The 13,064-nt window shown below is 45.6% G+C and carries 9 protein-coding genes and 1 pseudogene; 1 reads left to right on the top strand and 9 read right to left on the bottom strand.

Translation table 11 applies throughout. The features are described 5' to 3' along the window. Positions 1-26: 26 nt before the first annotated feature. A complete protein-coding gene (locus CA600_RS13200) occupies positions 27-791 on the bottom strand; it encodes an HAD family hydrolase (protein ID WP_094870595.1) in 765 nt (254 codons plus the stop codon). Between the two features lie 34 nt (positions 792-825). Next, positions 826-1,569 carry an alpha/beta hydrolase gene (locus CA600_RS13195; RefSeq protein ID WP_094870594.1) on the bottom strand — a complete coding sequence of 248 codons (744 nt, stop codon included), beginning with the start codon at positions 1,567-1,569 and terminating at the stop codon, positions 826-828. 196 nt (positions 1,570-1,765) lie between these two features. On the opposite strand from CA600_RS13195, the gene CA600_RS13190 reads away from it, so the two are divergent. Further along, a complete protein-coding gene (locus tag CA600_RS13190; protein WP_094870593.1) occupies positions 1,766-2,806 on the top strand; it encodes an acyltransferase family protein in 1,041 nt (346 codons plus the stop codon). A gap of 88 nt (positions 2,807-2,894) precedes the next feature. Here the strand turns inward: CA600_RS13190 and CA600_RS13185 are convergent, their stop codons facing one another. From CA600_RS13185 to CA600_RS13155, 7 genes and pseudogenes are all read right to left on the bottom strand, one after another. Next, entirely contained in the window at positions 2,895-3,842 is a 948-nt protein-coding gene (locus tag CA600_RS13185) for an ArsR/SmtB family transcription factor (RefSeq protein WP_094870592.1), read from the bottom strand. A 144-nt stretch (positions 3,843-3,986) separates the two neighbouring features. Beyond that, positions 3,987-5,383, bottom strand: a pseudogene (locus tag CA600_RS13180) (family 43 glycosylhydrolase). Positions 5,384-5,425: 42 nt separating this feature from the next. Next, complete coding sequence (locus CA600_RS13175; protein WP_094870591.1) at positions 5,426-7,174, bottom strand: glycoside hydrolase family 2 protein; 1,749 nt, start codon at positions 7,172-7,174, stop codon at positions 5,426-5,428. Positions 7,175-7,201: 27 nt separating this feature from the next. Continuing rightward, a complete protein-coding gene (locus tag CA600_RS13170) occupies positions 7,202-8,983 on the bottom strand; it encodes a glycoside hydrolase family 2 protein (RefSeq protein WP_094870590.1) in 1,782 nt (593 codons plus the stop codon). Positions 8,984-9,040: 57 nt separating this feature from the next. Next, positions 9,041-9,976, bottom strand: a complete 936-nt coding sequence (locus CA600_RS13165) for a carbohydrate ABC transporter permease (RefSeq protein ID WP_094870589.1) — start codon at positions 9,974-9,976, stop codon at positions 9,041-9,043. A 15-nt stretch (positions 9,977-9,991) separates the two neighbouring features. Continuing rightward, positions 9,992-10,963: an ABC transporter permease gene (locus CA600_RS13160; protein WP_094870588.1), complete on the bottom strand. Its 972-nt coding sequence runs from the start codon at positions 10,961-10,963 to the stop codon at positions 9,992-9,994. Between the two features lie 11 nt (positions 10,964-10,974). Further along, entirely contained in the window at positions 10,975-12,720 is a 1,746-nt protein-coding gene (locus CA600_RS13155) for an extracellular solute-binding protein (RefSeq protein ID WP_094870587.1), read from the bottom strand. Positions 12,721-13,064 lie beyond the last annotated feature (344 nt).

Genomic DNA, 13,064 nt, shown 5'->3' with positions numbered 1-13,064 from the left:
GCACATCCTTTCCATTAGTATGCTGATCAGTAGGTGATCCTTAGCTCATTAAAGCTAGAAATAATCACATCTGCGTCAATCAAGTGATTCCCATCACCCATGTTGGAGATTCCAACGGCGAGGCGTAAGCCTGCACCTTTACCCAATTGCATATCTGCATTACTGTCACCAATTATAATCGTCACTTCAGGAGACAGCCCAAGCTCCCGGCAGGCTAATTCAGCCATTTCAGGTGCGGGTTTTCCGTTTAATACTCTGTCTCTTGTAACTACCGAATGGAAGTAATGAGCAATACCAAGCCAATCCAGATGCTCCTGAGTGGTCTTTGCGCCATCTGAGGTAACCACCCCTAGCTTGAGTGATGCAGCCGCGCACTGTTCCAGAAAAGGAAGAAGCCCTTCCAGGGGTTGTGCCGTGCGGCGTTTGCGTAATTCATACATAGCGTCCTTAGCTATACTCTTTACACGGGTCAACGCTTCATTCCAAGGAACACCCGCAGCATACAGCTGCCATGCAAGCACACCATAACTTTCTTCTTCTGTAGCCATGGTGAGCGGCCCTGCCGGATCATAACCAATCAGCTTTCCTGCAGCATCATGCTGGGTACCCAGCACTTTACTCCGATCCACGATAAAATCGGTTTCCATAATCGCAAGCTGATTTTCCATTCCACACAGTACAAGCTCGGCCCAATTCCCCCAAGTGGCTAATAGATCCAATAACGTCCCGTCTTTATCGAACAATATTCCGGTGCAGGGAACGCATTCATCTTTAATGTGTAATACTGGCATGAATTGTTTCCTCCCTCTGTTGAATGAGCCATAGCTACCTCAGATTTCCCAGCCAATCCAACAGGGCACTTACTGTGCGACTCTGCTGCTCTTCCTCAGATATTGTGGCTTCACCGTCCCCCTTCTGAGGCCCGTAGCTGCCAAATTGCGCGTGATTCCCACCTATAATTGAACTATAAACTGTGTTATCTGGCAGATAGGAACGGCCTTTGTTGTAACTGTCTCTGTCAATCACTTGATCCTCAGTACCCACAACCGACAACACTGACAAAGTAGTCTCTCGCAGACTTCCTTTGTCATCTGGATAAGAGGCTAAGAAAAACACACCTTCCAGCTGGTCCGCATGCTGAATTGCGTAACGTGAGGCCATAACACCCCCAAGTGAATGTCCACCCAGCACAAATGACTGCTTCGGATGCACACGAATGATCTCTTCTGCGGCATCACCCTTAGTTACGGCTAAATTAAACGGCATTTTGGCGATGTAGAAGGGATGCCCTTCAGCAGCGACGCTCTTCGCAAGAGGGGAATAAGCTTCCGGTTTAACCAAAGCCCCAGGATAAAATATAATCGAGGCGCCTTTAGTGATGGAAGGTTCGAACGAGATCCAATTATCATTCTGTTCGACGGTAACTCCACCACTTGAAATCAGTGCAGTTTCGGCTTCTTGAGCCGGTGCATACGGCGTTAAATATCTCCACAACAGCAATCCGGCTACAACAAGAATGATTATTACAATTAAACCAATACGACGCTTAGTTATTCTTTTCTTCAACATGCTCCACTCCCGGATGTTACTGCATATAAGAAAATTATAGTAGAAACCCACTATTCTAACAACCTTCAACACATCGCCACATTTGATACTTATGACAACGCTTTCAATAGTGAGTTAATTCACAATTCAATTGAAGAAAATCTTGTATTTTAAAATTAAATTAATCAATTTGCATACAGCACAACTTGGAGGCTAAATGGTAGGGGGAAACTCGCTGGAAGCGCGCGGAGGAATCTTTTTTCTCAACCTGCGTTTTATGCTTATGATCACTGTTTTTGCCGGTAATGCAATTGAACCTCTGATTAACAAAATGGGCGGAATACACGGATTATATATGTGGATTTTCAGCTTTCACATGCCGCTGTTCGTACTGGTGACCGGTTATTTCGCCAGAAAAAGCCTTGCCGGAACTACCGGCCGCAAAATCCTGCTGCAAATTGGATTGCAATACCTCATTTTTCAAAGCTTATATTCTGCACTCGACGTTTCTCTCTTTCACGTAAGTAACATCCAGCATTCCATTTTCGCACCCTATCTGCTCCTGTGGTTTCTGGCCAGTCATGCCTGCTGGCGCCTCCTGATGCTCGGAATGAGCAAATGGTCCGTAACCGCTAAGCTCCTCTTCGCTGTAACAGCGGGAGTGGCTGTCGGATATCTCCAGCTGGACGGTGTATGGTTCAGCATCAGCCGTACCTTTGTATATTTTCCTTTTTTCGTTATCGGCTATCATTTTTCGTTCGAAACCTTCGTCAAGCTCTATCAGAAATATATCAAAATCATTGCAGCTGCTGCCTCTATTCTACTCTTTGCCGTCATGGCAGGATGGGGGGCGGGATTTCCCTTAGGCTGGTTATATGGCAACATGACCTATATGCAGCTTGATGCCAATGTATGGTATGCAGGCGTATACCGCCTGGGACTGTACGGACTACAAATTGTCGCTTCGCTCGCTTTCCTCGGCCTTGTACCTTACGGAGCGAGCCGCATGACCGACTGCGGGCGCCGCACATTGTATGTCTTCCTGCTTCATGGTTTTATCGTTCGTCTGGCCGCTGTTTCCGATATTTACACCTATATTGGCAATGCTGCTGGGGCAGTGGTTCTGCTGCTCACCGCCGTATTATTCACCATATTGCTGGCTCAGCCGTCAGTTAAACGTCTCTTTCACCCGCTGGTTGAGCCGTCCGTTGACTGGATGATCACCCTTCAGCGTGCCGCCCTAAGGCGCACACTCTGACTTTACATCCAGAACGAACAAATCAAGACGGTTCCTTGGATACGAAGATTCGTTTCCGAGGCCCCCCTTGATTTGTTCATCTCCTAAGCTAAAGCTCTACTTCATCCTGATCCATTGTATATTTTACTTTCATCATAATATGTTGTTCATAATCACCAAACTGGCGCCCGAACAGGTTCAGTCCGCCCTGATGAACTGCATCAGGATTGATTCCGATGCGCAGCCGCAATTTGGGGCTCCGGTTTATCAGAAGATCATTTAAGGAAACATTCGACACCTTCTCCATATCAAGCGTCGTCTTTTCATTGTCAACACGCCAGGTCTTGAGAAACCCGTATTGTGTGGATCCATCCCACCACCAATTAGGATTCAGCTTGCCCCGCCGGTCACCGAAATCACCAGGACTGGTCCACATGCCGATCTCGGAACCATTCACCCATACGGAAATGTTCGAAGGCCAATTCTGGTCATAATTCGGAGCTTCGGAACAGATCTCCATTGATAATTCAAGCGATTCAATTTGTGCTCCGGAGGGGATATCCATAGGCAGCAAATATTCCAGGAATCCTTTGCGGAGCCAGATCAGCTGAGCGTTGACATGTTTTGGGTGATAGAAGCTCGACGGTTCATCTTCTTTGATAATAAGACCCTCGCTATTAGCCATCCCGCAAGTAGGAGATACCTCACAGTCGCTATAATGACCGATTGGCATCTCTACTTCATAGACATGTGTTAATCCCTTTGACATTGGTTCTTTCAGATTCAAGGCAATATGAAGATCATCATAATTCCGGCTGCAGACTTTCATCGCCCCGCGTGAAGCCGGAAGCAATTCTGTATGAATTAACTCTGCTGCTTCTAATACTTTGATGTTGCTGGCTACTGTCGACACTGGAAGCTTCAGCTTCTCAGCGATTTCAATAATGTTTAAGTTTTTGGAGTTTAAGAGCCGAAGAATATCAACCCTAGAACGAGTTGATAATGCATGCGTTACTTTGACTAATTTTTCCGGGTCGTTTAAGCTAAGTTCCAGCACAAATCAGCTCTCCTTGTATCCTAATAATTATCCTAATCTTACTTCTTAATGAGATGAAAAACAATTACACCAACAGGTCCTTTCACCTAAAATGACCTCCGGAAAACCGGAAGCCATTTCATAGGTCTCTTTGGTTTGTTCGATTCACAATGGCTTAATATCAATGAAATCAATTTCTCCGTAACCATCGCCTTTGGTAAAACGAAGCTTGTTCATGCCTGCCTTCAGTTGAATCCGTGCTGTGGACAGCCCCCAATTCTCCCACCCTTTATTGGTGATATAAAATGGGCTGGATGGTCCTGCATTGACACTCAGCTGAAAATCCGACCAATTCCCGCCAGCCGTTCCATTCGCCGTTCGAGCCAAAAGAATATATTCGCCTGCGGCTGCCGCATCAACTGAAAATTCCACGTAACTGTCCGGCGTATCAATATGGCCAGCCTTCAGTCCACCCGAGCCCTTGGGACTAGAAGAAGCATAGGCAATACCGCCAAACGCCCCTTTTTCTGCTTCGTAGCGGGTATGCATGGTTTCACCTGAAGGTAAAGCTATCGGAAGATTAGGGTCAACGGGAATACCCAGATTAGGGGTATGATCAGCATTCCAGCTGAATTGCTGCATCCGCACCTCGCGGTTCCAGCCTGCGTTATTGTATTTGGCGACATGGTACATAATCCAATCCTCTTGGCCGTCAGGAGACTTAGTAAACGAATGGTGTCCAGGTCCGTAAAGTCCATTGCCTGAGAAAAAGATAGGCTGATTGCGTTTATGCCATGATGCCGGATTTAACAGATTACTGGAGATGTCTGCGGTGATCAGCCCCAGACAATAATCATTGGTCCAGCTTCCACTTGCCGAATAGACCAAACTAATGACTTCTCCATTTATAATCACCTGCGGTCCTTCATTCACATATGGGGAATGATTCGTTTCCCAGCTATACGTTGGTCTTGAAATCTCTACGCGTTCGGAATCAATAGTCCAGGGATTACTCATATGCGCGATATAGAGATTCTGCCGCACATTGACATTCTCCTCCCAGCCGGACCAGATAAAATACAGCTCGCCGTTCACTTGCAGTACAGTACCGTCTATAGCCCACATATTGCTTGAATCTGTAATCTGGCCTTTATACTGCCAAGTTCCCTGCATCGGATCTGCCGCTGTGTTCTCCATTACATGCATGCGGTGGTTGACGTTATCTCCATCGTCCATCGCATAGTAAATATACCAAGCTCCGTTTATATAATGCAGCTCAGGCGCCCAGATACCGCTTCCGCCCGTGTTGACAACTTTTTTGTAGGCGCTGCATCAATAGTGGTCAACTGGGCTGACTTCCAGAGGGTAACATTACCGCCAGTTGTTTTGGTGAAATAATAGAAGCCATCTGTATGTTTATATACCCATGGGTCCGCCCCGTCCTGCATAACCACGTTGTAAAAGTCATTATGATCAGAGACTGCAAGGGTCACCTTCCCCATTGGAAGAATAAGAAGGACACTTAAGGCGACCAGACATTTTTGCCGGAAATTCACTTTCATAATCTATCACATTCCTTTCGAATGAATAGTTACGTAGCGCCTCTAATCTTCAATTGCAGCCTTGCGCGCATTGATGCGGCGGATACGCTCCGGATCGAACTTCGGCTGTCTGTCATAAGTGTACAGTCCATTGACTTCCTGCTCCACATCGTACAGCTGGGTATAGCAGAATCCAAACATCAGCGGATGATCCAATAGTACATTCGTCAGCCCCTCGTAGCGTTCGATAAACATTTGCTCTGAGGTCGGTCTGTCCCCATACCCCCATGATTTCTCATCTTTCTGCTGTGGGTTCCACCAAATTCCGCCATATTCGCTGATGAAGTAAGGTTGACCTTCATACGTTTGGCGAGCCGGGAAGGTATTAAATACTTCACCGCCATGCTTCATCGGTTCATATCTTTCCCGGAACGTCTGCGGATTCTGGTCATAGTCATGAAGATCAAAGATATCTGTAGCCACATGGAAGTTACCGCTCGTATCAATTACCGGACGAGTTGGATCCATACATTTTGATACGTCATAAACAATCTGGAGCACAGCGTTATGCTGTTTCACACCGTCCCGGTCCCAGGTCTCATTAAAAGGACACCAGCCGATCAGCGCAGGATGATTGAAATCACGCTGCATACCTTCAAGCCATTCCGGCAGGAAGTGCGATAGACTATCCGCTCCAGTAATATCCAACCCCCAATTGGCATGTTCTCCCCAGACAAGATAACCTAATTGGTCAGCCCAATAAAGATAACGCGGCTCAAAAATCTTCTCGTGAAGTCTCGCACCATTAAAACCAAGCCCCATCGAGATTTCGATGTCTCTGCGCAGATCTTCATCAGTAGGAGCGGTATAGATTCCCTCCGGATAGAAACCTTGATCCAACACTAACCGCTGAAATACGGATTTTCCATTGATCCGGAATTTCATCCCATCCAGTCGTACAGTGCGGAGTCCAAAATAAGAATGGACGACATCACTCTCCCGTCCCTGACTATGCAAAGACAGCTTCAGGTCATACAATCTGGCGTTTCCAACTTCCCATAAGTGAATCTCTGTCAGTGGAATCGTAAGTTTTATAGAGAGCCCGGAAACAATCACACTGCTGTCCCCAACGGATTTGCCGCCATAAAGAGCAGTAGCGCTAAGTATATCTCCCGCTGCGTTCCCTTGTACCTTCATTTCCAGATGTACGCAGCTATTGTCGGGATCAGCGATAACTTTCATAGTAGACAGATAGGTTTCAGGCACTTGCTCAAGCCATACCGTCTGCCAGATTCCTGTAGTGCGTGTATAATCACAGCCATGCGAATGGAACTGTTCACTCTGCTTGCCCCGCGGCTGTCGTCCCGATCGAACGTCGTCTTCAGCATATACAGTAATCACATTACTGCCCGGTAAAAGATTAGAAGTAATATCAAAGCTAAACGGAGTATATCCTCCGCGATGCGTACCTACGGATACTCCATTCACCCAGACCTCTGCCATATAATCAACGGCGCCAAAATGAAGGATAACTCTGCCATTTATCCAGTTTTCCGGCATATTAAACTCCCTTTTATACCATACGGCAGCCATAAAATCTTTGTATTCTACACCGGACAGCTTGCTTTCCGGACAGAAGGGCACAGTAATTGTCCCTGAGAGATTATGTTCGTTAACAGGGTATCCGCGTTCCTTCCCACTTTTGCCATGATCAATTTCAAATTGCCACTGGCCGTTCAGATTGATCCACTCTGGTCGAACAAAGTCAGGTCGGGGATATTCAGGACGTGGAAGCGTTACTTGTTGTGTCATGGTGTAACTCCTTTTAGTAATCGTTATTTATTGGATATGCATCATGATATTGCGGATCGCTTCAAGCGGAGCTTTGGACTGTCTATCATAGGTGAGCAGTCCGTTGATTTCCTGCTCGACATCCGTCAGCTGAGTATAGCAATAACCTTGGATCACCGGGGAAGTGAACATCGGGTCAACCACTGCCTTGAGCTTCATCAGGAAATCCTCTTCGTTCTCTGCCCCAGAATAACCCCAGCCCTCCCACTCGCTTTTCTTGAAGGCAATTCCACCAAACTCGGATACGAGAATCGGCTGGCCTTGATACGAAGCTCCACCGACGAATATTTTGCGGTTGGCCGGCATCGCATTTACAGAAGATTCTGCCGTGGCATATCTCTCCTCCAGTACTTCCTGATGGCTCTCATAGTCATGAATAGTTACCAGATCTGTAGTCATATGCTCCCACCCATCGTTATACACAACAGGTCTCATCCCATCCAAGGATTTCGTTAAATGATACATTGCCAATCCGTGCTGCTGCTGGCGTGTATCAATCTGGACATTGGGAACACCCCAGCTCTCATTAAGCGGAACCCAGGTCACGATACAAGGATGGTTATAGTCGCGCTCAATGATCTCCTGCCATTCCTTCGTGTAGCGGCGCACATACGCCTCGGAATATTCATAAGCATTAGCCGCCTCACTCCATACCAACAGGCCGAGCTTATCACACCAATACAGGAACCGGGGGTCCTCTGTCTTCTGATGTTTTCTCACCCCGTTAAAACCCATTTCCTTTGTCAGCTGGGCATCACGTTTCAGCTCTTCGTCTGTAGGTGCAGTTAATATCCCGTCAGGGAAGTACCCCTGATCCAGCACCAGTCTCTGGAAATATGGACGGTTATTCAAGCATAGCTTGCCATTCTCAATCGACACCTTGCGCATGCCGAAATAACTCACTGCTTCATCAATTACTTCCTCATTTCGAAGCAATTGGAATTGAATATCATACAAATTCGGATGCTCAGGGCTCCATAAACGTCCAAGACCATGATCCGCAAAATCACCCAAGCCGATAGTCCGCAGCTGTTCAGCATTCAGGACCAAATATTGATCTTCTGCAATCACTTCACCGTCATACGATACCGTTATGCGCAGCTTGAGCTGCTCAGCAGACTTAAATCCTTGCAGAAATGTCCGAAGCCGTATTTCATTGCGGTCAATATCAGGTGTCATCATAGCTTTGCTCAGATGCACTGCAGACAGCGGTTCAAGCCAGACACTCTGCCAGATTCCGGTTGTGCGGGTATAGAAGATGGCAGCAGACTGTTCCAGCCAATATTGCTTGCCCCGCGGCAAAGTGACATCCCGGCTGAAATCCTCTGCGCGCAGTATAATAGTATTACTTCCTTTAATTAGCGAAGGAGTGATATCAGCCTGAAATGGCGTATGTCCGCCTTCATGCATGGCCACCAGCTGACCATTCACCCAGACTTTTGCCAAATAATCAACGGCACCGAAATGGAGGACAATCCTTTTCCCGTTCCAACCCTCAGGAACTTCGAAAGCTCTTCTATACCACACAACATCATGAAAGGAAGGATCTTCAATTCCGCTCAGCTTGCTCTGAAATGCAAAGGGCACTTGAATAGCCCGTGAAAATAGACCCTTAATGTCCGCCCGATACCATTGTTCTTCCTCACCGACATCTTCATCATCAAACGTAAAATCCCATTCTCCATTTAGGCTAAGCCAATCCTTACGGGCAAATTGGGGTCTTGGATATTCTGGACGTGGAACGGATGTGCTGCTCGCTTCTGTCAACATGGTGTACTTCACTCCTTTTAATAATTCTATATAAGATGAACTTGGGGGTTTTGCCCGCTATCCTTTGATCGAACCTACGTAAACACCTTTAACAAAATATTTTTGCAAGAAAGGATATACCATTAATATAGGAAGCGTAGAAACGACGATCGCACAATACTTAACCAGCTCGCGGAAAGCCGTCTGGCTCTGGGCACTATCGATGACTACACCGCCTGCACTGCCGATCGAGGTTGCGGTTGCATCATTAGCTACTAATATTTCCTTCATTAATAGCTGCAGCGGGAACAGCTGTCTGTCCTTCAACAACACCATCGCATTAAACCATGAGTTCCAATTCCCAACTAAATAGTATAAAAAGATTACAGCCAGCGTAGCTTTGGACAGCGGCAGAATCACTTTCGTTAAAATATGGGCCTGACTTGCCCCGTCAATGGTAGCCGCTTCTTCCAATTCCTGCGGAATGGCTTGAAAGCTTGTTCGTAAAATAATAATGTTCCATGTACTTAAAGCACTTGGCAAAATCATAGCCCACAAATTATTGTACAAACCAATATCCTTCATTAATAGGAACCAGGGAATCAACCCGCCACCAAAGAACATGGTGATTGTAATCAGGATCATGATGAAGTTTTTGAAATACAAACCTCGTCTGGACAATACATAAGCTCCCAGAATGGTCATGATCATGTTGACTAATGTGCCTAACCCTACATATATAATCGTGTTTTTATAGCCGTTGATCAGACTGTTATCTTTAAACACCAGCTTATAGCCATCCAAAGTAAACCCCAGCGGTCTTAGCAAGATTCCTTTATGGGCAACTAATGAGCTAGGATCACTGACGGAAGCAAACAATATATGCAGGATAGGATAAAAGCACACCAGCGTTAATGCGGTTAATAAGGCATACAGTGAATAGTCGAATATTCTGTCCCCTGTGGATCTATGCTTTCTGATTTTTTTCGATTTAGGCTGCAGATTATCTTTCATGGCTGTCCCTCTTTCTTACCATAAGCTGGCCTCGGATCTGCGTTTGGCTATACTATTGGTCATCCACAGTAGCCCGAAGTTAACAATCGAACTGATTAACCCCACCGCCGTAGAATAACTGAGACTGGCTTCTCTTAAGCCGCGACGGTAAACATAAGATGCAATGACATCAGCAGTATCGTAAATCAGAGGATTGTATAGCAGAATAATTTTCTCGTAGCCGGATGACATTAACCCTCCAATTGCAAAAATGAACAAGATGATGATCACCGGGCTAATCTGCGGCAATGTAATATGCCACATTTTCTTTATTCTTCCTACGCCATCGATTTCAGCTGCTTCATATAAAGAAGTATCAATTGAGCTCATCGCAGCGAGGTAAATGATACTGTCCCAACCAATGCTCTGCCAAATGCCAGAGAATGTATAAAGCGGCCGGAAGAAAGAAGAATATCCGAGCAGTGAAGAATATTCTTTTCCGGTAATAAATTGCAGGATTTGCGTAATAATCCCTTCATCCGCAGCAAAAATATGGATGATCCCGCAGACAACCACGAGTGAAATAAAGTGAGGCATATAGGTAATGGTTTGAACGGTTTTCTTAAACTTAGCCCCACGAATTTCATTCAGCATTAAAGCTAAAATAATCGGCGCTGTAAATCCGAAGACGATTCCCCAAACATTAAGCAGCAAGGTATTCTTAACAACTCTCCAAAAATACGGACCTTGGAAGAAATCAATAAAGTGCTTGAACCCTACCCACTCGCTCTGGCCAAACCCCAGCAGGGGTTTAAAATCCTTAAAAGCGATCATAACCCCCCACATCGGCCCGTAGCAGAAAATCAGGAACCACGCCACTACAGGAACGGCCAACAGATATACAAACCAGTTTTTTTTCAAATCTTTCTTAATCACTAGCTTGGTATTTTTAGGTTTAGCGAACTCAGGAATCGGCTTTATTTCTCTATTTTTTCTTAATATCTCCATAAAACAACCACCTATCGTTTGTTATATCGATCTAAGGCTGCCTGATGGATATTTAAGAATTCATCCAGTCCCATATTCTGAGCTTCTTTCAAGAACTTATCATAGGCATCAACCGACAATTCTCCCATTACAATCTTTGCAAAATACTCTCCACGTAGAGTTGACAATTGGTTACCAAGTTCAGCTTCCCGTGAGGCCTCCTCTTTGGTAAAGGAAATCGGCGGCATGGCCATGCTGGTATCCATATTCTCAGTCCAGTATTTCCGGATATCTCCGGAGTAGCTTCCTTTGGTAGCAATCAGCGGATTGGCATGATGCTCGTCACGGATATTCGGCCAATTATGCATACGGTATTTGAATAACGTAGTCGATACCGGCTGACCTTCAGGATCCTTATAGATATAGCTGTTCTCCGGATAATAAGGCATTCCCGCCTCATCAATTAGATGTACCGTTCCATACTCGCCAAAGTTAATCAATTCCCAGCCCTTTTTACTGTAATTAAAATCAAGCCAGGCCATTGCCGCTTCCACATTCTCACTTTGGGTAGTGATCGCAGCTTCGGTCCCTGCTCTTTTAAAATTCTTGTATGTGGTAGCAGATTTATCCCCTTTATTCAGAACCGGGTTCAGCGCCCCCACAAAGTCGATTCCGCTTTGCTCTTTCCAATAACTCCACATCGTATCCGGAGAATCCATCATCACAGCGGTGTCCCCCGAAATAGCGCTGGCCATTCTTTGGTTAAAATCTGCCGTCGCCCAGTCCGGGTTCAACAATCCTTCTTTGTTCCATTGCTGCATAGTGGTCAAATATTCCTTAGCTTTCGGCTGCGCCGGCCCCCAGGCTACTTTGCCGTTCTTATCAAGGAAGGTCCAATCCCAAACTCCATAAGCACCATTTATGATGCCGGTGAAGATCTGCCCATAAGTAGATCCGTAATTGAGTGGAGCTTTGTATCCAACTTCCTTTGCTTTTGTCAGGAAGGTATGCCATTCGTCAATCGTATTTGGAACCTCAAGCCCAGTTTTATCCAGCGCCTCCTGCTTAATCAGCGTCCCAAACCAAGTCCACTCCGAGTATGGGGCAATCCCATAAAAACCGAGCAGCTTGCCGTCATCCGTGACCGTGGTTTTTCTTCTTGATTCATCCGAATTGCGCCACTTCGTATAGTTCGGAGCATTTTTTTCCATCAGATCAGTCAGATCGATATAAGCACCGTCATTTACACCTGCTTCAAGTCCCCCTGGGTAGCGTCCCGGCTCAATGATAATGTCTGGCAGATCACCGGAGGAGATCATCAACGTAAAGGCATCCGCTTCCTGGCCGATTGGCGGCGTGATGAAGTTTACTTTGATGCCCGTCAATTGCTCGACCTGCTTCTGGACGGCATGATTGTTCATATCCGGAATATTAGAATTCGCAGGCATCCATACATCCAGAACCACATCACCTTTAACAGGGTAAGCTGAGTAATCATTTGGAATGACTTCATCGAAGACGTCGCCGAGGTATGTATCATTCAAGGAATGATTAACTTCGTCGATTTGCTCTTGCGTTGGGGCTGTATTGCCGCGTATGTCCGCGCTGATATCTGTAAAATCAACCGGGTCTTTGGCTGTGCTCTCTTTCTCTTTGTTGTTGGAGACACCTTTATCCGCCCCATTGTTTGCACTGTTGCCACTACATGCTGTTACAGTCGAAATGATCAGTATTAACACAAATAAAAGACTAAAATAACGCTTTGCATTGTTCTTCATACTTAACCTCCCACTATAAAATATTTGCCACAACGCTTTAAGCAAATCCAAAGCTTGGAACCACGCCCTTTTTGCCACGTAGATAGCTCCCCTTGATTAATACAGTTTTTCTGTATCTCAGATCGAATTATAAGCATCCAAAATCAAAATGTCAACGCTTTCATACAATATTTTTGTAACCTTATGGACTTTCCTCAAATAAATATATGACTATATCACACTACAAATCTATTAAAAAACATACCAGCAAAACTATAGATTTATGAAATAACCCTTACCAATCAGGCGTTTTCTGTCAATCATTATGGACAATGATTAAAAATATCCACATTAAATGAAAAGGC

The sequence above is a fragment of the Paenibacillus sp. VTT E-133280 genome, from assembly GCF_002264385.1.
Taxonomy (GTDB): domain Bacteria; phylum Bacillota; class Bacilli; order Paenibacillales; family Paenibacillaceae; genus Paenibacillus_AQ; species Paenibacillus_AQ nitricinens.
The sequence above is the reverse complement of the archived record's forward strand: the minus strand, read 5'-3'. Positions and strand labels throughout refer to the sequence as shown.

Coding starts and splice junctions, on each gene's coding strand:
- CA600_RS13165 (WP_094870589.1), bottom strand. CDS start 9,976: ATGAAAGATAATCTGCAGCCTAAATCGAAAAAAATCAGAAAGCATAGA.
- CA600_RS13155 (WP_094870587.1), bottom strand. CDS start 12,720: ATGAAGAACAATGCAAAGCGTTATTTTAGTCTTTTATTTGTGTTAATA.
- CA600_RS13170 (WP_094870590.1), bottom strand. CDS start 8,983: ATGTTGACAGAAGCGAGCAGCACATCCGTTCCACGTCCAGAATATCCA.
- CA600_RS13195 (WP_094870594.1), bottom strand. CDS start 1,569: ATGTTGAAGAAAAGAATAACTAAGCGTCGTATTGGTTTAATTGTAATA.
- CA600_RS13190 (WP_094870593.1), top strand. CDS start 1,766: ATGGTAGGGGGAAACTCGCTGGAAGCGCGCGGAGGAATCTTTTTTCTC.
- CA600_RS13160 (WP_094870588.1), bottom strand. CDS start 10,963: ATGGAGATATTAAGAAAAAATAGAGAAATAAAGCCGATTCCTGAGTTC.
- CA600_RS13200 (WP_094870595.1), bottom strand. CDS start 791: ATGCCAGTATTACACATTAAAGATGAATGCGTTCCCTGCACCGGAATA.
- CA600_RS13175 (WP_094870591.1), bottom strand. CDS start 7,174: ATGACACAACAAGTAACGCTTCCACGTCCTGAATATCCCCGACCTGAC.